Below are 17,926 nucleotides of genomic sequence, written 5' to 3'. Positions count from 1 at the left end.
GCCTCAGCGCTCTCTCAGCGCCGGGTCACCGCTGTCTCAGCGCCGGGTCAGCACGAAGGATGCACTCCCGAACCGCACGATGGATCCGGGATCGACCTCGTGCCGCGTCTTCGGGTCGCAAGCGAACGTCCCTTCACCCGGATAGGTGATGGTCGTGCCGTTCGCCGATCCCAGGTCCATCACCCAGAAGATGCCGTCGTACTGCCCGAACGCCAGATGCGCGCGCGAGACCGATTTCGCGTCGTCCGCGACGGTCACCAGCTCGACGTGTGCCGGGTCCTCCATCTCGGTTCCCGGGGTGTGCACGGCGGGATTCCGCCCGATCACACCGTTTCCGCTCGTCTCGAGCCGCTGCCCGTCGCTGAAGTCGAGCACGAACGTCACCGCCATCCAGGTCCCCTCTCTCGCATCCGCCCGCCCGCCGTCACCGCGTGGCCCCGCCGACCGGCATGCTGACCGGGCGCGCGTCGCGCATGAACCGCTCCACGTCGGGGTCGACCGTGATGTCGCTCGGGCGCAGCGGTCTCGTCAGGTACAGCCCGTCGAGCGTCGTGATCCGGCTCAGCGCGACGTACGTCTGCCCGGACGTGAAGGCGCGCGTTCCGAGGTCGACGATCGCGGAGTCGTAGGTCTTGCCCTGCGACTTGTGGATGGTGACCGCCCACGCCAGGCGCAGCGGGAACTGAGTGAACTCGGCCACCACATCCTTCGTGAGCTTCTTGGTCTCGGGCGACCACGTGTAGCGGAACTTCTCCCAGATGGCCGGCTCGACCTCATGCACCTCGCCGTCGACGTCCACGTAGACGTTGGAGTCGATCTTGGTGACGGTGCCGATCGTGCCGTTGACCCAGCGCGGCCCGTCCCCCTGGCCCACGTCGTTGCGCAGGAACATGACGCGTGCGCCCACTTTGAGCTCCAGCGACTCGTCGGCGGGGAAGTTGCGGCCACCGAAGTCGCCGCTGACCTCGGCCTTGGCCGTGAGCGCCCGGCCGGGCAGCCGCTCCAGCGCCTGCGCGTTGATGCGATTGACGGTGTCGTTGCGGGTCGCCAGCGTGATCGTCCCGTCGTCCGGCGCCGGCCGCGCGCCCACTTCGTTGAGCCGATCGGCGATCTCCCTGGTCACCTGGCCGTGCCTGACCGCATTCAGCATGAACCGGAAGTCGGATTCGTGCTGGCGGTGCACCTGCAGCAGCTCGACGATGCGGAGGTCGGTCTCCTGCCACACCTTCGCGTCGAAGAACCACATCGATCGGTACGTGTCAGCGAAGTACGCGCGCTCCTCGCGATCGCCCGGCACCGGTGCGAGCTGGTAGGGATCCCCGAACAGCACCACCTGCACGCCGCCGAACGGCTCGCCCGCGCGCTGACGAGCCTGGCGCAGACTGCGATCGACCGCGTCCATGAGGTCGGCGTTGACCATCGAGACCTCGTCGATCACGAGCGTGTCGATGCTGTTGAGCAGCTTCCGCAGCTCCGCACTCTGATCGATGGCGTGGTCGGCGATCACCCCGATGGGCAGGCGGAACAGCGAGTGGATGGTCTGGCCGCCGACGTTCAGTGCCGCCACGCCGGTGGGGGCGGAGATCACGAGCGACTTCTCCGTGTTCCACGAGAGGTGGTTGAGCAGCGTCGACTTGCCGGTACCCGCGCGGCCCGTGACGAAGACGTGCTCGCGGGTGTTCTCGATGAGGTCGTAGACCGCCTGCTGCTCAGGCGAGAGGGAAAGACGGCCCATGACCTCCCCTTCCGTCTCGCCCGGCTTGCCGGACTACTCTAACCCCGCCCGCGCGGCGGCTGCCGCTTATCCACAGGACCCTAGGATGGCCTCATGGTTGTGGGGGAGACGCGTGCGCTCCGGCGCGCCGTCCTGCTCTGGTCGGGACTCGGTGTGCTCCTCCTGATCGCGCTCGGCGCCGCGTTCGGCGCCGTCCAGCGGGCGTACTACAGCCCGTCCGGTTTCGTGGAGGCGTTCGTCGGGAACCTCGTCGCCCATCGCATCCCGGACGCCCTCGCCATGCCGGGCGCCGCGCCGACGGAGGCGTCGCTCCGGGCGGCGCAGCTGCCGACCGGCGCCTCACGGGAGCTGCTGCGGTCGGACATCCTGCCCGCGATCCGGGATGCGCGCATCGCCTCCGAGACGACCGGGAGCGACGGCACGCGCACGATCGTCGTGCACGCCTCGGCCGACGGCGAGCCCGTCACGGCCACGTTCCACGTGCGGCAGACCGGGTCCGTCCTCGGCGTGCTGCCCACCTGGTCGTTCGCCTCCACGCCGCTGGGCGTCGCCCGGATCACCGTGGCGCACGCCGACGACTTCACCGTCGGGCACCACACCGTGAGCCCGCGCGCCGCCTCGCCGGACCAGCCGGCCGACGCCTTCAGCGTCTCCGCCGACTACCTCGCGGTCCCGCTCGCGCCGCTGGAACTGTCGCACGAGTCGCCGTACGTCCACGCCGCGCCGGTCCTCGCGCGGGTCTCGCCCGGCGATGTGACGGAGACCGTCGTAGATGCGCAGCCCACCACCGCGTTCACCACCGCGGTTCAGAAGCAGGTCGATGCCTTCCTCGACCGCTGCGCGGAGCAGCAGGTGCTGCAGCCGGCGGGATGCCCGTTCGGGGTCGAGATCGACGACCGGGTACAGGGGGATCCAGCCTGGTCGATGGTCACCTACCCGGTGGTCCGCATCGTGGCCGGCGACACCGGGTGGAAGACGAACGACATGGTGGGCGTCGCCCATCTGGACGTGACCGTCCAGTCGCTCTTCGATGGAACCGTCAGCGAGCGCAGCGACGACCACCCGTTCTCGATGAGCCTGAGCAGCATCACCATCCGGCCGGACGGATCGCTCGCCATCGTGGTGGCGCAGGAGCCCTAGCGGACCGCCCGGTCGCGGTCGGCCATCCGGGCGAGCCGCTCGTTGTACGCCTGAAGTTCGGCCTCGCCGGTGCGGTCGGCGTTGCGGTCGCGCCGGCGCGTCTCCCGCTCGTCGCTGCGGCTCCACTGGATCGCCACGACGATCGCGAGGATGACCGTCGGGATCTCGCCGATGCTCCACGCGATCCCGCCGGCGGTCTGCTGGTCGATCAGCGGCGGGTCGCCCCAGGTGCGCCCCATCGCACCGAACCAGTCGGCGAGCATCAGCCCGTGCATCTGCATGATCGACAGGCCGAAGAACGCGTGGAACGCCATGGTGAGCAGCAGGAGCAGCAGACGGAACGGGTAGGGGAGCCGGTACTTCACCGGGTCGATCCCGATCAGCGACTGCACGAAGAGGTACCCCGTGATGAGGAAGTGCGTGATCATCCACTCGTGCCCGATGTGGTCCGTGGTGGCCCACCGGAACAGCGGCGTGTAGTAGAACGCCCACAGGGACCCCGCGAACAGCACCGCCGCGACGATCGGGTTGGAGATGACCGCTGCGACGCGCGAGTGCACAGCGAGCAGCATCCACTCGCGGCCTCCGCGCGACCCGTCCCGGCGCTTGCGGATCGCGCGGGCCGCCAGCGTCACCGGCGCGCCGGGCACCAGGAGGAGCGGGACGGCCATGGTGAGCACCATGTGCGCCGACATGTGAGCCGAGAAGAGGTACTTCTCGTAGACGTTCACACCGCCGTTGGTGATGTAGAAGAGGAGTGCGATGCCCAGCGTCCACAGGACGGTGCGGTGAATGGGCCACGCGTCGCCGCGGCGGCGCAGACGCCACACGCCGGCCAGGTAGAAGAAGAGCCCGAACGCGCAGGCGAGCACCCACAGCAGGTCGAAGTTCCAGCTGGTGAACAGCCGCCCCCAGGTGAGTTCGGGCGGCAGCTTCTCGCCGGTGAGGATCTCGGCCGGAGTCGGCGTCGCCGCACGCGTCTCCGGCACGGGCGTGACGGTGCGGGCCAGCGCGGCGGCGACACCCGAGGCGATGCCCATGAAGGCGAGCTCGGCCACGACGATCCACCAGAAGCTGCGCGGCTCGCCGCTCGTCTTCAGCCGGGCGATCAGGTACCGCCGCTGGGTCAGACCGAAGAGGCCGAGCACCACCAGCGCCGCGACTTTGACCAGAACGAGGATCCCGTAGGGCGTCGCGAGCTCGGCGAGCGTCCCGACGCGGAGCTCTGCGTTCACGTAGCCCGATGCCGCCACCACGATGAAGCAGATGAGCGCGACGGTGGAGTACCGCTCCAGCACGGTGACCAGGCGACCCTTTCCGAACGTCTGCCTCACCACGACGAGGGTGACCAGCCCGCCCAGCCAGATCGCGGCGAAGAGCACGTGCAGGCCGAAGGAGGTCACCGCGGCGTCGTGACCGGCGGCCTCGGCGCTGTGCCCCTGCTGCGCCATCGGCACGACGGTCGCGATGGCGAGGAGGGTGACGAAGACGATGGCGGTCTGGTTGCGGACCGCGAAGCACAGCACGGTGACCGCCGCGGCGATCAGGGTGATTCCGAGCCACGCCTGGCCCAGCGAGACGCTGGTGACGAACGAGCTCAGCCCGTTGCTGAACGTCGCGTCGAACGACCACGGGACATTCGACACGCTCACGAACGTGAAGAGGCCGGTCGCGGCCGCGGCGACCGTCATGACGCCGGCGCTGCCCGCGGCGAAATCGAGCGCCTTGCCGTACTCGTCGCGATCGGGGGAGAAGGCGAAGCAGGCCAGGACGAGCGCGCCGACGGTCCCCGCCAGACTCAGATTGACCACGAGCGTCGCGGCGGGCAGTCCCCAGCGCACCAGCGCGCCGGGGTCGGCCAGCAGGGGCGCGGCCGCGCCGCCTCCGAAGGCGAGGGCGCCGATCATGGCCACGGCGCCCGCCAGGAGCAGCACGGCCGGGCCGATCACGCGAAGGATTCGTGGCACCCTTCCAGCCTACGTCCACGGCCCTGGACGCCCGCCCACAGCAGCGGACGCCCGGGTACGACGAAGGCGGCGCCGCATGTCGCGGCGCCGCCTTCGGGCAAAGCTGGGAAGGACTACTTGACGGCAGCCTTGAGCTTCGAACCCGCGGTCAGCTTGACGCGGTGACCGGCCGGGATCGAGATCTCCTCGCCCGTCTGCGGGTTGCGGCCGGTGCGGGCAGCGGTCTCGCTGCGCTCGGCGGCGAGCCAACCCGGGATGGTCACCTTGCCACCCTTGGCGACGGTCTCGCTGATGGTGCTGAAGAACGCGTCGACGACGCTCGAGACGGTGGCCTGGCTCTGACCCGACGCCGCAGCGACGGCGGCAACGAGCTCGGTCTTGTTCAGGTTGTCAGCCATTGAGTGTCCTCCTCGGACCTTGTGCTGGATCTACAGCTATCTTGTGGAACGGTTGAGGCCACGCTGGGCCATTACGTTTGGTCGGTCGACCGCCTCGAATGTATCAGAATCCCGCGGAAACTCGCGGATTTCCGGCCCTTTTCACCGATGGATACGCCGAAGGGGCGCCCGGCCGAAGCCGGACGCCCCTCGGATGAGCGTCGTCGCGCTGGATTACCAGCTCGACTTGGTGATGCCGGGCAGCTCGCCGCGGTGCGCCATGTCGCGGAAGCGCACACGGGAGATACCGAACTTGCTGAGGTTTCCGCGGGGACGGCCGTCGACGGCGTCGCGGTTGCGCACGCGGATCGGGGAGGCGTCACGGGGAAGCTTCTGCAGGCCGATGCGGGCGGCCTCACGGGACTCGTCGGAGCCGTTCGGGTCGACCAGGGCCTTCTTGAGCTCGGCGCGCTTGGCGGCGTAGCGCTCGACGACGACCTTGCGCTGCTCGTTCTTGGCGATCTTGGACTTCTTGGCCATGATTAGCGCTCCTCTCGGAAGTCGACGTGCTTGCGCACGATGGGGTCGTACTTCTTGAGCACGAGGCGGTCGGGGTCGTTGCGGCGGTTCTTCTTGGTCACGTAGGTGTAACCGGTGCCCGCCGTCGAACGGAGCTTGATGATCGGGCGGATGTCCTGCTGCTTCGCCATGCTTAGATCTTCTCCCCACGGGCCAGGAGGTCCTTGACCACTGCCTCGATGCCACGGGCGTCGATGACCTTGATGCCCTTGGCGCTCAGGGTCAGGGTGACGTTACGGCGAAGCGACGGAACGTAGTACGTCTTCTTCTGGATGTTCGGGTCGAACCGGCGCTTCGTGCGACGGTGCGAGTGCGAGATGTTGTGACCGAAGCCGGGAACGGCTCCAGTCACCTGGCACACTGCTGCCATTGCTTTCTTCTCCAATACCGTGGTGCCGGACGGCACCACCCAAGGTCACTTGTCGGCGCACGACTTCCCTACGCATGAAAGTGTGGGGGTTTCGTACACGATCTGAGCGGGAGGAGCCCACTCAGCCAAAGAAAGACTCTACGCCATGGATGCGGGGCCGGCCAAATCCGCCTTGGCCGTGCACGACGCGCACAGGCCGAACACGTCGACGACGTGCTGCGCCTGTGTGAACCCGTGGGCGGCGGCCGCCTGGCGCGCCCACTCCTCGACCGCGTCCGCCTCGATCTCCACGGTGAGCCCGCAGTTCCGGCAGATGAGGTGGTGGTGGTGGCCGGTGGTGCACGCCCGGTACAGGCTCTCGCCCTCGGGCGACTGGAGCGAGTCCGCGTCCCCCTCGGCGGCGAGATCCGCGAGCGCGCGATAGACCGTCGCGAGGCCGATCGGGGACCCTGCCTCGTGCAGGCTCAGGTGCAGCCCCTGCGCGCTGATGAAGCCCTCCGTCGAGGTCAGGGCCTCGCGGACGGCCTCACGCTGCCACGTGTTGCGCTTCACGATCTCAGGCTATCCCGCCCGGCTCACGAGCGGCCGTGAGTCCTCGGGCCGTGGGGCGCGCGCGACCGCTCGGCGCCGCTCGCGCCGGCCGCCCGCGATCCGGCACACCACGTAGATGACGAAGGAGATCGTCGTGACGTAGGGGCTGATCGGGAGGGCGCTGCCCAGGGCGAGCAGGATCCCGCCCACCACCGAGACGAGCGCGAAGACCACACTGAGCACGGGCACGGCGAGCGGAGACGACGAGACGCGCATCGCCGCCGCCGCCGGGGTGACCAGCAACGAGAGCACGAGCAGCGCGCCGACGATCTGCACGCTGACGGCGACCGCCAGGCCGAGGAGCACCATGAACGCGAGCGCCACGAACCGGGTCGGGATGCCGCGCGCGGCCGCCACATCCGCATCCAGGCTGTCGAAGGTCAGCGGGCGCCACATCAGCAGCAGCGCGATCAGCACGATCGCGCCGATCACCAGGAGCGACCCCAGCTGCGGGTCGTCCACCGACACGATCTGCCCGGTGAGCAGCCCGAACTTGTTGGCGCTCCGGCCCGGATAGAGGGCGAGCGCCAGGATGCCGAGCCCCAGCCCGAACGGCATGAGCACCGCGATGATCGAGTTGCGGTCCCTGGCTCTCGCGCCGAGCACGCCGATCAGCATGGCCGCGATCAGCGAGCCGACCAGCGAGCCGGCCACTACGTTGACCCCGAAGAGCAGCGCGATCGCCGCTCCGGCGAAGGAGAGCTCGCTGATCCCGTGCACCGCGAAAGCCATGTCGCGCTGCATCACGAACACGCCGATGAGGCCGCCGACGATGCCGAGGACGGCTCCGGCGAAGATCGAGTTCTTCACGAGCAGCAGCAGCTCGCCGTAGTCGGTGAAGTCGAAGAGCTGCGACCAGATGTCGAGGTGCGTCATGCGGCGGGCTCCGGGTGCGCTTCGCGGGTGTGGGCGTGGTGGTCGTGGGTCTCCGCGTCCGGGATGCCCACCACGACGATGCGGCCCCGGCTGCGGATGACGTCGACCGGCGTGCCGTAGAGGTCCGTCAGCACGTCGCTGCGCAGAACCTCGTCGGGCGTGCCGGTGCGGAAGCGTCCGCCGGCCAGGTACAGCACCCGGTCGACCATCCCGAGCACGGGGTTCACGTCGTGCGTGACGAAGACCACTGCGCTGCCGTGGTCGCGGCGACGCCGGTCGATGAGCTCGCTGACGCCGCGCTGATGCTGCAGGTCGAGCGAGAGCAGGGGCTCGTCGCACAGCAGGAGCGCGGGGTCGCCGGCGAGCGCCTGGGCGACGCGCAGCCGTTGCTGCTCGCCGCCGGAGAGCGCGCCGACGGCGGCGTCCGCGTAACGGCGGGCGCCGACCGCGTCGATGAGCCCGTCCACCTGCTCGCGGTCCGCGCGACGGGGGAGCGGGAGGCCCCAGCGGTGACCGTTCACGCCGAGTGCGACCAGGTCGCGGGCGCGCAGGGGCGTGCCGGCGGGGATGAGCTTCTGCTGAGGGATGTAGCCGATGCGACGGTCGCCGCGGCGGACGGCGTGCCCCTCGAAGGCGATCTCACCGGAGTCGAGACGCTGCTGGCCCAGGATGGTGCGCAGCAGGCTGGTCTTGCCGGACCCGTTCGGTCCGAGGACGGCGACGAACTCGCCGGCGTGCACGTCCAGGTCCAGGCCGCTCCACAGCGTCCGCTCGCCGAACCCGAGGGAGGCGTCGCGCAGCCGCAGGACGACGTCGCGGTCGGCGGGTGCGGCCACCCGCTGCAACGGTTCGCTCATCGTGCCAGCGCCTTCCCGATCTCGTCGAGCGCGCCCTGCATCCACCCCGTGTAGTGCAGGCCGTCGGGCAGGGTCTCGGTCACCGGCACCACGGGGATGCCGGCGTGCTTCGCCGCGGCGAGCACCCTCTCCGTCTCGGCGCCGGTCGTCTGCTCGTTGTAGACCAGCAGCTTCACCTGGTGCCCACTGAACAGCGCGAGCGTGTCCTTGAGCACGACCGGCGAGACGTCGTTCTCCTCCTCGATCGCGGCGCTGAACTTCTCGGGCGTCTTGTTCCGCAGCCCGATCGCTTCCAGCAGGTAGAGCGGAACGGGCTCGGTGATGGCCACGCCCTCGCCGGCGTACGAGCTCTTGAGGCGTGCTTCGTCGGCCTGCAGGCCGTCCAGCTTCGCCGCGAAGCCCGCGGCGTTCTTCTCGAAGACGGCCTTCTTCGACGGATCGGCCTTCGCGAGCGCGGAGGTGAGCGCGTCCGTCAGGGTCCGGATGGTCGGGATGTCGTACCAGACGTGCTCGTTCAGTTCGCCGTCCACCGGCTTCTTTCCCGACAGGTCGACGACATTGAGGACGGCCGCCTCATCGCTCCCGGCACCCTTCACCAGCGTCTGCATGAAGTCGTCGTAGCCGCCGCCGTTCTCGATCACGACGTCGGCCTTCTTCACGGCGAGCTGGTTCTGAGCGCTGGCCTCGAAGGAGTGCGGGTCCTGGGCGGGGTCGGACATGAGGGAGGTCACGTGCACGGCGTCGCCGCCGATGGTCTGGGCGATGTCACCGTACACGTTCGTACTGGCGACGACGCGGAGGGTGCCGTCGGCCGAGGCCGACGGGGTGGAGCAGCCGGCGAGCGCCAGCGCGGTCACGGCGGCGAGCGCCAGGGCGGAGACGATGGAGCGCGTCTTCATGGGGAGCCTGTCTAAGTCGCGAACGACACGAAGCGAGTGCACGCGGTCGCGTGCACCGGATCAGGCTACGGCTTATTGAAAATGATTGTCAAATTCAATCGAGCAGGAGCGCCGGCTCTTCGATGATCGACGCCACATCCGCGAGGAAACGCGAGGCGACGTCGCCGTCCACCACGCGGTGGTCGAACGATGCACCCAGAGTCGTCACGTAACGCGGACGCACCTCGCCGTCGACCACCCACGGCTTCTGCTTGATCGTTCCCAGGGCGACGATCCCGACCTCGCCGGGGTTCAGGATGGGCGTGCCGGTGTCCATCCCGAACACGCCGATGTTCGTGATCGTGATGGTGCCGCCGCTCATGTCGCTCGGCGGCGTCTTGCCGTCGCGGGCCGTCAGCGTCAGCTGTTCGAGCGCTCGCGCGAGCTCGAGCAGGGTCATGCCCTGCGCCTCCTTGACGTTCGGCACGATCAGGCCGCGCGGCGTGGCGGCGGCGATGCCGAGGTTGACGTAGTGGTGGATGACAATCTCCTCGTCCGTCCACGTGGAGTTCACCGTCGGGTTGCGGCGCACGGCCCAGATGATCGCCTTGGCCATGATCAGCAGCGGCGACACCTTGACGCCCGCGAAGTCGGCCGAGTTCTTCAGGCGCTTCACGAACTCCATGGTGCGGCTGGCGTCCACATCGACGAACAGACTGACGTGCGGCGCGCTGAAGGCGCTCGACGTCATCGCGCTGGCGATCGCCTTGCGCACGCCCTTGACGGGGATGCGCTCCTCGCGGTCGTCCGGCCACTCCGGCGTCTGGAGGTTGCGGAACACCGTCGCCTGCGTCGCCTCGCGGACCACGTCGTCACGCGTGATGTCGCCGATCGGGCCGGTCGGGGTCACCTGCGTGAGATCGACGCCGAGGTCCTTGGCCAGTTTGCGGATCGGCGGCTTCGCGACCACCGGGCCGGTGGGCCGGGACGCAGGGACGGTCGTGGTCCCGCGCGCGGTCGTCGGCGCCTGCGCGGCCGGGGCGGCGGGCGCGGTGGCCTGCGGCGGAACGCTGCCGCTGAACGCGACGGGGATGGACGCGGTGCCCGGGTGCGTCACGCGCCGCCGCCGGCTGCTTCCGTGCCCGGCCGAGCCGTAGCCCACCAGCACGGCGCCCGGCTTCGGCTCCTCCTCGTGCGACACCGTCGCGGCCGCGTCGGCCACCAGCTCGTCGGCCGGTTCCGGCTCGGGAGCGGGTGCCGCATCGCCTCCCGCGGTGACGGTGAAGATCGGCGTGCCGACCTCGACCGTCTGCCCCTCCGTGACGAGGAGTTCGCCGACGATGCCCTCGAACGGCGACGGCAGCTCCACCAGCGACTTGGCGGTCTCGATCTCGACGATCACCTGGTTCACCGCGACCTGCTCGCCGGGCGCCACCTTCCACGAGACGATCTCCGCCTCGGTCAGGCCCTCGCCCACATCGGGCAGCAAGAACTGGGACTCGCTCATGTGCGACTTCTCTCTGTCGGGGTGCGGCGTCGCTGCGCCGCCGGCGTCAGTACGCCAGCGCTCGGTCGACGGCCTCGAGGATGCGGTCGGCGTCGGGGAGGTAGAGCTCCTCGAGTTTCGCCGGCGGGAACGGGACATCGAAGCCGGCGACACGGATCACCGGGGCCTCGAGCGAGTAGAACGCCTTCTCGGTGACCGTCGCCGCGACCTCCGAGCCGACGGACACGTTGCCCGGCGCCTCCTGCGCGACGATCAGGCGCCCGGTCTTCTGCACCGAGGCGACGACCGGCGCGTAGTCGATGGGGGAGAGCGACCGCAGGTCGATCACCTCGACGCTGCGCCCCTCCTCCGCCGCGAGCTCGGCGGCGCGGAGCGCCACGCTGACCATGCCGGCCCAGGCGACCACGGTCGCGTCGGTGCCGGTGCGGACGACGCGGCTCGCGTGCAGCGGCGTCGAGTTCTCGACCAGGTCGACCTCGCCCTTGGGCCAGTAGCGGCTCATCGGCTCGAAGAAGACCACGGGGTCGTCGGAGCGGATCGCCTCCTGGATCATCCAGTAGGCGTCGTGCGGGGTCGAGGGCGCCACCACGCGGAGCCCGGCCGTGTGGGCGAAGTACGCCTCCGGCGACTCCTGGTGATGCTCGACGGCGCCGATGTGGCCACCGTGCGGGATGCGGATGACGACGGGGAAGCGCATTCTGCCGCTGTGGCGGTTCGTCATCTTGGCGAGCTGCGTCGTGATCTGGTCGAAGCCGGGGAAGACGAAGCCGTTGAACTGGATCTCGACGACCGGACGGTACCCACGCATCGCGAGCCCGATCGCCGTGCCGATGATGCCGGCCTCCGCGAGGGGCGTGTCGACGACCCGCTGGGTTCCGAACTCCTGCTGCAGGCCCTCGGTGACGCGGAAGACGCCCCCGAGCGGGCCCACGTCCTCGCCGAGGATGAGCACCTTCGGGTCGGCGGCGAGCGCGCGGCGAAGACCGGCGTTGAGCGCCTTCACCATGGGGAGCGACTGGATGCGCGGCTCGGGAGCCGCCTCTTCGGACGGCTGCACCGCGTCGGACGTGGCGCCCGTCGCGTGATCCGCGGCGGCGGCATCCTCGTCCTCGATCACGAACTCGCGCGTCCACTCCTGCTCGGCGACGTGCTCCTCGAGCACGCGCGCGCCGGGGTCGCTCTCGACGATCTCCACGACGTCGATCGCCTGGGTGTCGAGGGAGGTGCTGTCCACCGCGTCCTCACCGTCGCTCGGGTCGGCGTCCTCCGGAGGAGTCTCGATCAACTCGGCCTCCACGTACTCGGCCTCGCTTCTCACGTCGCTCATGCGTCACCTCCGAACGATGCCTTCGTACTCCTCGAGCCATCGCCGCTGCTCCTCGGTCACCGGGTGCGGCTCACTGTAGACGTGGTCGAACATGGAGGCCACGCTCGGCGTCCCGAGCTCCAGCGTGCGCCGGCGGATGTCCGCCGCGAGGTCGGCCCCCTCCTCGTCCGCGCTCTCGAAGAACGCCTGCCCGACGCCCTGCTGCTCCAGGAAGATCCGGAAGCGCAGGATGGGGTCGCGCTCGGCCCAGTAGGTCACCTCATCGTCGCTGCGGTACTTGCTGGGGTCGTCGCTCGAGGTGTGCGCGCCCATCCGGTACGTCAGCGCCTCGATCATGCTCGGGCCTTCGCCATTGCGGGCGTCGTCCAGGTGCTTGGCGGTGACCGCGTAGGAGGCGAGCACGTCGTTGCCGTCGATCTGCACGCCCGGGATGCCGAAGCCGCTGGAGCGCAGGTAGAGCGGAGTGCGGGACTGCGTGCTCACCGGCACGGAGATCGCCCAGTGGTTGTTCTGCAGGAAGAAGACCTGCGGGGTCTGGTAGCTGGCGGCGAAGACGTACGCCTCGCTCACGTCGCCCTGGCTGGTGGCGCCGTCGCCGAAGTAGACGATGGAGGCCGCATCCTTCTCGGGGTCGCCCGTGCCGACCGCGCCGTCGAACTTGATGCCCATCGCGTACCCGGTCGCGTGCAGTGTGTGCGATCCGATGACCAGCGTGTAGAGGTGGAAGTTGCCGACGGCGGGATCCGTCGGGTCCCACCCACCGTGCGTCGTGCCGCGGAGCAGCCCGATGATCCCGATCGGGTCGATGCCCCGGATCATGCCGATCACGTGCTCGCGGTACGACGGGAACAGGTGGTCCTGGGGCTTCGCGGCGTGGGCGGACCCGACCTGGGCGCCCTCCTGGCCGTGACTCGGCACCCAGAGGCCCAGCTGGCCCTGCCGCTGCAGGTTGGCCGCCTCGTTGTCGAAGGCGCGGACCCGCACCATGTCGCGGTAGAAGCGTCGGTAGTCGTTCTCGTCGAGACGCTCCAGATAGGGGAGGTACTCAGCCGCCGTCTCGCTCGGCTGGAAGCGGCCGTCCGCTGTCAGCAGCTGGACCGTGTTCGCCGGGCGCGGATTCTCGTTCGTCGCAACCACCGTACTAACCTAACCGCTTGCCGGGGTGGCCATTTGGTAGGTTCCGCACAACATCGGCCGCCACCTGAAGGAGTTTGTCCACAGACTGCTCCTCGCCGACACTGATCCGGATGCCCTCCGGCGGGAAGGCGCGGACCGTCAGGCCGGCATCGAAGAAGGCGTCGTTCGCGGCCTCCGTCTGCTCGCCCGTGGCCAGCCAGACGAAGTTGCCCTGCGCCTCGGGGACCGCCCAGCCCTGGCCGATCAGCGCATCCCGGAGGCGGTCGCGCACCATGGCGATGCGGGCGACCCGCTCCATCAGCTCGTCCTCCGCGTCGATCGACGCGAGGGCGGCGACGCGGGAGGCGTCGGTCACGGATAACGGGATCGCCGCCGATCGTGCCGCGTTCAGCACGGCCGCCGGGCCGACGGCGTAGCCGATGCGGAGGGCCGCGAGCCCGTACGCCTTCGAGAACGTGCGCAGCACGACGAGGTTCGGGTAGCGGGAGAGCAGCGGGATGCCGTCCACGGCGGCGTCATCGGTGACGAACTCGTAGTAGGCCTCGTCGAGCAGCACGAGCAGGTCGGACGGGACGCGCGCCATGAACGCCTCGAAGTCCGCGGCGGTGACGATTGTGCCGGTCGGGTTGTTGGGGGTGCAGACGATGATCACGCGGGTGCGGTCGGTGACGGCCCCGGCCAGGGCGTCGAGGTCGTGGCTGCCGTCGGGTCGGTTGGGCACCTGCATGCTGGTGGCGCCCGCGACCGTGACGAGGCCCGGGTACGCTTCGAACGACCGCCACGAGTACACGACCTCGTCGCCCGCCCCGGCCGCGGCGGAGATGAGTTGGGAGAGCAGGGCGACCGAGCCGCTGCCCAGGTGCACCTGCTCGATGCCGACGCCGTGACGCTCGGCCAGGCGCGCGCGGAGGTCGGCGCCGCCGGCGTTCGGATAGCGGTTGAGCTCCCCGAGGGTCGCGGCCACCGCATCCACCACGGAGGGCAACGGCGGGTAGGGGTTCTCATTGCTCGACAGCTTGTAACCGTCGGCCGGCGCCGGGCGGCCCTGCCGGTAGGCGGGGACGGCGACGATCTCCGGGCGCAGTCTCACGCCGAGCGTGTCATCGGAACTCACAGACCCAACTTAGCCGCGCCCGCGTACCGGCAGGGGAATTCCCTGAGCCTGTGGACGGCGGCGGTGGATGTGGAGACGGACCGAGGAGTTCAGGAAGGCGAGTCCGAGCAGGAGATCGCACACATCGGCGGCCACGATACCGACGCCCCGGGGGGCGGTGAACAGATTGACGGACGCGACCAGGTGCAGCGCTCCGAGCCACCACCCCGCCGGCGGGCGCGCGGTCAAACGCCACCACGCTCGCTTGGGCGACACCGGTTCGCCGTAACCGCGGAAGGACCGCGCCATTGAGACCAGGACGACGCTCCACACGATTTGGAAGACGACGGCAGAGACGGGCTCCGGAACGACCAGCGAAAGACCCCAGCTCCCCAGGCGGCCACCCACGGCGTACGCGATGAGGAAGCCGAACTTGTGCCACGGGTTCATCACCCGCAGAGGCCAGCGCTGCAGCGACGGGTACACCTTCTTCGTCGGCGCGTCGTCCAGAGGCTCGGGTGCCACCAGGCCGTCGGGTCGTCTCGCCACACGCCGACTCTAGCGACCCCTGTACCCCGGTGTCCCTCACTGAGAGGATGTGGCCATGCGATTCCTGCTCAGACTGATCGTCAACGCCTTCGCCCTCTGGCTCACGACGCTGATCGTCAGCGGCGTGACCGTCAAGCCCTACGCGGACGACACGACCGCGCTCGTGCTGACCTACCTGCTCATCGCGCTCATCTTCGGTGTGGTGAACGCGATCGTGGGCACGGTCATCCGCATCGTCGCGTTCCCGCTCTACGTTCTGACGCTGGGTCTGATCTCCCTGCTCGTGAACGCGTTCCTGTTGTTCATCGTCTCGTGGATCAGCGACGCGATGGGCTTCGGGCTGCACATCGACGGCTTCTGGTCCGGTGTGCTCGGAGCGCTGGTGCTCAGCATCATCGCGTGGCTGCTCGGTCTGCTGATCCGTCCGGTGCGCCGGGACTGACGTCGTCGGGGCCGCTCCTGGTGCGGGAGAATGGTGGGGAACCCGCCGCCTGATCCCGCGAGGAGCACCATGACCGCCCTGCCTCCCCAGCCGCTCAGCCCGCTCGACGGCCGCTACCGGTCCGCCGTGCTCGGGCTCGGCGACCACCTCTCCGAGGCCGGGCTCAACCGCGCGCGCGTGCAGGTGGAGGTGGAGTGGCTGCTCTACCTGACCGAGCACCGGATGTTCGGATCGTCGCCGCTCACCGACGAGCAGAAGCGCGGGCTCCGCGCGCTTGCCGACGACTTCGGCCAGCCCGAGATCGACCGGCTCGCCGAGCTGGAGGCGACGACCAAGCACGACGTGAAGGCGGTCGAGTACCTGGTCCGCGAGCGGCTGCACGCGCTCGGCCTCGACGGCATCGCCGAGCTTACGCACTTCGCGGCCACCAGCGAGGACATCAACAACCTCTCCTACGCCCTGACCGTCAGCGCCGCCGTGCGCGAGACGTGGCTGCCGAAGTTCCGCGCGGTCATCGGCGAGCTGCGAGCGCAGGCGAAGCAGTATCGCGACGACGCCATGCTCGCTCGCACCCACGGCCAGCCGGCGACGCCCACCACGATGGGCAAGGAGATCGCGGTCTTCGTCCATCGCCTCGAGCGGGTCCGGGAGCAGATCGAGGGCGGCGTGCACCTCGGCAAGTTCAGCGGGGCCACCGGCACGTTCGCCGCCCACCTCGTCGCCGACCCCGACGCCGACTGGCCCGGCATCTCGCGCGAGTTCGTGGAGAGCCTCGGTCTCGACTGGAACCCGCTGACCACGCAGATCGAGTCGCACGACTGGCAGGCGGAGCTGTACAGCCGCATCTCGCACGCCAACCGCATCCTCCACAACCTCTGCACCGACATCTGGACCTACATCTCGCTCGGCTACTTCCGCCAGGTGCCGGAGCCGGGCGCGACCGGCTCGTCGACGATGCCGCACAAGGTGAACCCGATCCGGTTCGAGAACGCCGAGGCGAACCTCGAGCTGTCGAGCGCCGTGCTCGACTCGCTGGCCGCGACGCTCGTCACCAGCCGCCTTCAGCGCGACCTGACCGACTCCACCACCCAGCGGAACATCGGCGTCGGGCTCGGCCACTCGCTGCTCGCGCTCGACAACATCGAGCGGGGCCTCGGCCAGATCGCCATCGACCGTCAGGCGCTCGCCGACGACCTCGACGCGAACTGGGAGGTGCTGGCCGAGGCCATTCAGACCGTCATCCGTGCCGAGGTCACCGCCGGGCGCTCGACCATCTCCGACCCGTACGCGCTGCTCAAGGAGCTGACCCGCGGAAAGCGGGTCGACCACACGGCGCTCATCGCGTTCGTCGAGGGGCTGGAGATCGGGCAGGCGGCGAAGAACCGGCTGCTGGCGCTGACGCCCGCGGGCTACACCGGCCTGGCGTCGGAGCTGGTCGACTACCTGTAGAGACCGGCGACCGCGCGCGGCCTCGGGGGCGCTCGCCCCGAGTCAGTGACCGCGGGGGCGGTCGTCGCCGTCCCGGCGCGCCTGGTCGGCCTTCGCGCGGGCCTCGGCATCCTGCTCGTGGATGTCCGCCACCTCGGCCTCGGTGGGCTTCCAGGCGAGGGCGAAGAGTGCGAGCAGCACCAGCGCGACGATGAACGTCACACCGAGGGCGATCCCGGCGAGCACGAACTCGCGCGTGGCGATCAGCACGATGAGGCCGACGAAGACCGCGAGCCCGGCCGACATACCGAGGAACTCGACGGGGAGGAAGCGGTCGCGCCGCGAGGGCTGGAGGTTCTGGGTCACTCGAGGGTCTTTCTTGTCGCGCGCGGTCACGATCCGGTCTCCGCTCCGCGAGCATCCGCGCTGGTGCGGGAGGCCCCGCGCAGCGTCGCGGCGCCGATCCCCTGGAAGACACCCACGATGACGGCCCAGGCGCCGAACAGGCCGATGGCGAGCACTGCGTCGGCGGGGATGAAGAGGAGGACGAGGGCGAGCACCGCGGTGAGCGCTCCGGTGATCAGCCAGTCGCGGGCGGCGGCGTCCCGTCCGCGCTCACGGATGCCGTTGTACAGCTCCAAGAATCCGGCGAGCGCCGCCCAGACCGTGACCAGGTAGAGGAACAGCCCCAGCCCGCCGCCCGACAGGGCGAGCGCCAGCACGCCGGCGATGACGCCGATGGCGCCCTGCACCGCGAACAGCGTGCGGGTGAGGCGTCGGCCGGCGAAGAGCCAGCTCAGGATGCCCGTTGCGAGTCCGTCGACGAGGGAGAACACACCGAAGACGATGAGCCCGAACGCGGCCGTGTGGGCATCCCGGGTGAACGTGATCACCGCGCCGGCGGCGAGGGCCGCCAGGGCCCGGATCGCGGGGACGACCCAGTAGCGGCTGTGCGCGTGGACGGTCGGGTCCTGGGCAGGGACGGCGGTAGCCATTCGGCGACCTCTTTCGTACGGATTCGCCCTCCAGTCTAGTCAACGGCTTCCTGCGCGTTCGCCGCATCGTGGGGACGC

At 69.7% G+C, this 17,926-nt stretch carries 21 protein-coding genes; 3 read left to right on the top strand and 18 right to left on the bottom strand.

Features of this window, described 5'->3' with window-relative positions:
* Positions 1-36: 36 nt before the first annotated feature.
* Positions 37-390 carry an FHA domain-containing protein gene (locus tag ACR9Y5_RS00325; RefSeq protein WP_481296066.1) on the bottom strand — a complete coding sequence of 118 codons (354 nt, stop codon included), beginning with the start codon at positions 388-390 and terminating at the stop codon, positions 37-39.
* A 34-nt stretch (positions 391-424) separates the two neighbouring features.
* Positions 425-1,735 (bottom strand): ATP-dependent DNA helicase, encoded by a 1,311-nt coding sequence (locus ACR9Y5_RS00320; protein WP_481296065.1) that lies wholly within the window; start codon positions 1,733-1,735, stop codon positions 425-427.
* A 93-nt stretch (positions 1,736-1,828) separates the two neighbouring features.
* Between ACR9Y5_RS00320 and ACR9Y5_RS00315 the strand changes: the two genes are divergently transcribed.
* Entirely contained in the window at positions 1,829-2,875 is a 1,047-nt protein-coding gene (locus ACR9Y5_RS00315) for a hypothetical protein (protein WP_481296064.1), read from the top strand.
* On the opposite strand, the gene ACR9Y5_RS00310 is transcribed toward ACR9Y5_RS00315, so the two are convergent.
* The 14 genes from ACR9Y5_RS00310 to ACR9Y5_RS00245 form a co-directional block, all read right to left on the bottom strand.
* Complete coding sequence (locus ACR9Y5_RS00310; protein WP_481299498.1) at positions 2,872-4,782, bottom strand: bifunctional copper resistance protein CopD/cytochrome c oxidase assembly protein; 1,911 nt, start codon at positions 4,780-4,782, stop codon at positions 2,872-2,874. The genes ACR9Y5_RS00315 and ACR9Y5_RS00310 overlap by 4 nt on opposite strands.
* A gap of 173 nt (positions 4,783-4,955) precedes the next feature.
* Entirely contained in the window at positions 4,956-5,240 is a 285-nt protein-coding gene (locus tag ACR9Y5_RS00305) for an HU family DNA-binding protein (protein ID WP_018188985.1), read from the bottom strand.
* 213 nt (positions 5,241-5,453) lie between these two features.
* Positions 5,454-5,759, bottom strand: coding sequence for a 30S ribosomal protein S14 (rpsN, locus tag ACR9Y5_RS00300; protein WP_481296063.1), 306 nt, complete (start codon positions 5,757-5,759; stop codon positions 5,454-5,456).
* 2 nt (positions 5,760-5,761) lie between these two features.
* The gene (gene rpmG / locus ACR9Y5_RS00295; protein WP_055922173.1) at positions 5,762-5,929 is read right to left on the bottom strand and encodes a 50S ribosomal protein L33; all 168 of its coding nucleotides are present in this window, start codon (positions 5,927-5,929) and stop codon (positions 5,762-5,764) included.
* Positions 5,930-5,931: 2 nt separating this feature from the next.
* On the bottom strand, positions 5,932-6,168 hold the full coding sequence (rpmB, locus tag ACR9Y5_RS00290) for a 50S ribosomal protein L28 (protein ID WP_121263096.1): 237 nt from the start codon (positions 6,166-6,168) through the stop codon (positions 5,932-5,934).
* Between the two features lie 138 nt (positions 6,169-6,306).
* Positions 6,307-6,723, bottom strand: coding sequence for a Fur family transcriptional regulator (locus ACR9Y5_RS00285; RefSeq protein WP_310132597.1), 417 nt, complete (start codon positions 6,721-6,723; stop codon positions 6,307-6,309).
* A 6-nt stretch (positions 6,724-6,729) separates the two neighbouring features.
* Positions 6,730-7,635 (bottom strand): metal ABC transporter permease, encoded by a 906-nt coding sequence (locus ACR9Y5_RS00280; RefSeq protein WP_481296062.1) that lies wholly within the window; start codon positions 7,633-7,635, stop codon positions 6,730-6,732.
* Positions 7,632-8,492: a metal ABC transporter ATP-binding protein gene (locus ACR9Y5_RS00275; RefSeq protein WP_481296061.1), complete on the bottom strand. Its 861-nt coding sequence runs from the start codon at positions 8,490-8,492 to the stop codon at positions 7,632-7,634. Before ACR9Y5_RS00275 ends, ACR9Y5_RS00280 begins: the two co-directional genes overlap by 4 nt.
* On the bottom strand, positions 8,489-9,391 hold the full coding sequence (locus tag ACR9Y5_RS00270; RefSeq protein WP_481296060.1) for a metal ABC transporter solute-binding protein, Zn/Mn family: 903 nt from the start codon (positions 9,389-9,391) through the stop codon (positions 8,489-8,491). The genes ACR9Y5_RS00275 and ACR9Y5_RS00270 overlap by 4 nt, the downstream gene beginning before the upstream one ends.
* Positions 9,392-9,485: 94 nt before the next feature.
* Complete coding sequence (locus tag ACR9Y5_RS00265; RefSeq protein WP_481296059.1) at positions 9,486-10,877, bottom strand: dihydrolipoamide acetyltransferase family protein; 1,392 nt, start codon at positions 10,875-10,877, stop codon at positions 9,486-9,488.
* A gap of 46 nt (positions 10,878-10,923) precedes the next feature.
* Positions 10,924-11,883: an alpha-ketoacid dehydrogenase subunit beta gene (locus tag ACR9Y5_RS00260; protein ID WP_481299497.1), complete on the bottom strand. Its 960-nt coding sequence runs from the start codon at positions 11,881-11,883 to the stop codon at positions 10,924-10,926.
* Between the two features lie 324 nt (positions 11,884-12,207).
* Positions 12,208-13,341, bottom strand: coding sequence for a thiamine pyrophosphate-dependent dehydrogenase E1 component subunit alpha (locus ACR9Y5_RS00255; RefSeq protein ID WP_481296058.1), 1,134 nt, complete (start codon positions 13,339-13,341; stop codon positions 12,208-12,210).
* A gap of 4 nt (positions 13,342-13,345) precedes the next feature.
* A complete protein-coding gene (locus ACR9Y5_RS00250; protein ID WP_481296057.1) occupies positions 13,346-14,455 on the bottom strand; it encodes a histidinol-phosphate transaminase in 1,110 nt (369 codons plus the stop codon).
* Between the two features lie 9 nt (positions 14,456-14,464).
* Entirely contained in the window at positions 14,465-14,983 is a 519-nt protein-coding gene (locus ACR9Y5_RS00245; protein ID WP_481296056.1) for a hypothetical protein, read from the bottom strand.
* A gap of 55 nt (positions 14,984-15,038) precedes the next feature.
* Here ACR9Y5_RS00245 and ACR9Y5_RS00240 point away from each other — a divergent pair, with 55 nt between their 5' ends.
* Complete coding sequence (locus tag ACR9Y5_RS00240; RefSeq protein ID WP_481296055.1) at positions 15,039-15,425, top strand: phage holin family protein; 387 nt, start codon at positions 15,039-15,041, stop codon at positions 15,423-15,425.
* A gap of 69 nt (positions 15,426-15,494) precedes the next feature.
* Positions 15,495-16,874, top strand: coding sequence for an adenylosuccinate lyase (gene purB, locus ACR9Y5_RS00235; RefSeq protein WP_481296054.1), 1,380 nt, complete (start codon positions 15,495-15,497; stop codon positions 16,872-16,874).
* 42 nt (positions 16,875-16,916) lie between these two features.
* On the opposite strand, the gene ACR9Y5_RS00230 is transcribed toward purB, so the two are convergent.
* Together ACR9Y5_RS00230 and ACR9Y5_RS00225 are read right to left on the bottom strand one after the other, a co-directional pair.
* Positions 16,917-17,219, bottom strand: a complete 303-nt coding sequence (locus tag ACR9Y5_RS00230; protein ID WP_481296053.1) for a hypothetical protein — start codon at positions 17,217-17,219, stop codon at positions 16,917-16,919.
* A 26-nt stretch (positions 17,220-17,245) separates the two neighbouring features.
* Positions 17,246-17,848: a DUF308 domain-containing protein gene (locus ACR9Y5_RS00225; protein WP_481296052.1), complete on the bottom strand. Its 603-nt coding sequence runs from the start codon at positions 17,846-17,848 to the stop codon at positions 17,246-17,248.
* Positions 17,849-17,926: the final 78 nt, after the last annotated feature.

The organism is Leifsonia sp. KNZ13-11D (assembly GCF_056754895.1).
Note: the sequence above shows the minus strand (reverse complement) of the source record. Positions and strands in the feature narration are given on the sequence as shown.

What these genes read in the sequence shown, in the direction of transcription:
- rpsN (WP_481296063.1), bottom strand. Translation starts at nt 5,759, where the DNA reads ATGGCCAAGAAGTCCAAGATCGCCAAGAACGAGCAGCGCAAGGTCGTC.
- ACR9Y5_RS00325 (WP_481296066.1), bottom strand. Translation starts at nt 390, where the DNA reads ATGGCGGTGACGTTCGTGCTCGACTTCAGCGACGGGCAGCGGCTCGAG.
- ACR9Y5_RS00265 (WP_481296059.1), bottom strand. Translation starts at nt 10,877, where the DNA reads ATGAGCGAGTCCCAGTTCTTGCTGCCCGATGTGGGCGAGGGCCTGACC.
- ACR9Y5_RS00275 (WP_481296061.1), bottom strand. Translation starts at nt 8,492, where the DNA reads ATGAGCGAACCGTTGCAGCGGGTGGCCGCACCCGCCGACCGCGACGTC.
- ACR9Y5_RS00280 (WP_481296062.1), bottom strand. Translation starts at nt 7,635, where the DNA reads ATGACGCACCTCGACATCTGGTCGCAGCTCTTCGACTTCACCGACTAC.
- ACR9Y5_RS00320 (WP_481296065.1), bottom strand. Translation starts at nt 1,735, where the DNA reads ATGGGCCGTCTTTCCCTCTCGCCTGAGCAGCAGGCGGTCTACGACCTC.
- ACR9Y5_RS00310 (WP_481299498.1), bottom strand. Translation starts at nt 4,782, where the DNA reads ATGATCGGCGCCCTCGCCTTCGGAGGCGGCGCGGCCGCGCCCCTGCTG.
- ACR9Y5_RS00315 (WP_481296064.1), top strand. Translation starts at nt 1,829, where the DNA reads ATGGTTGTGGGGGAGACGCGTGCGCTCCGGCGCGCCGTCCTGCTCTGG.
- rpmG (WP_055922173.1), bottom strand. Translation starts at nt 5,929, where the DNA reads ATGGCGAAGCAGCAGGACATCCGCCCGATCATCAAGCTCCGTTCGACG.
- ACR9Y5_RS00225 (WP_481296052.1), bottom strand. Translation starts at nt 17,848, where the DNA reads ATGGCTACCGCCGTCCCTGCCCAGGACCCGACCGTCCACGCGCACAGC.
- ACR9Y5_RS00260 (WP_481299497.1), bottom strand. Translation starts at nt 11,883, where the DNA reads ATGGTGAAGGCGCTCAACGCCGGTCTTCGCCGCGCGCTCGCCGCCGAC.
- ACR9Y5_RS00305 (WP_018188985.1), bottom strand. Translation starts at nt 5,240, where the DNA reads ATGGCTGACAACCTGAACAAGACCGAGCTCGTTGCCGCCGTCGCTGCG.
- ACR9Y5_RS00240 (WP_481296055.1), top strand. Translation starts at nt 15,039, where the DNA reads ATGCGATTCCTGCTCAGACTGATCGTCAACGCCTTCGCCCTCTGGCTC.
- ACR9Y5_RS00270 (WP_481296060.1), bottom strand. Translation starts at nt 9,391, where the DNA reads ATGAAGACGCGCTCCATCGTCTCCGCCCTGGCGCTCGCCGCCGTGACC.
- rpmB (WP_121263096.1), bottom strand. Translation starts at nt 6,168, where the DNA reads ATGGCAGCAGTGTGCCAGGTGACTGGAGCCGTTCCCGGCTTCGGTCAC.
- purB (WP_481296054.1), top strand. Translation starts at nt 15,495, where the DNA reads ATGACCGCCCTGCCTCCCCAGCCGCTCAGCCCGCTCGACGGCCGCTAC.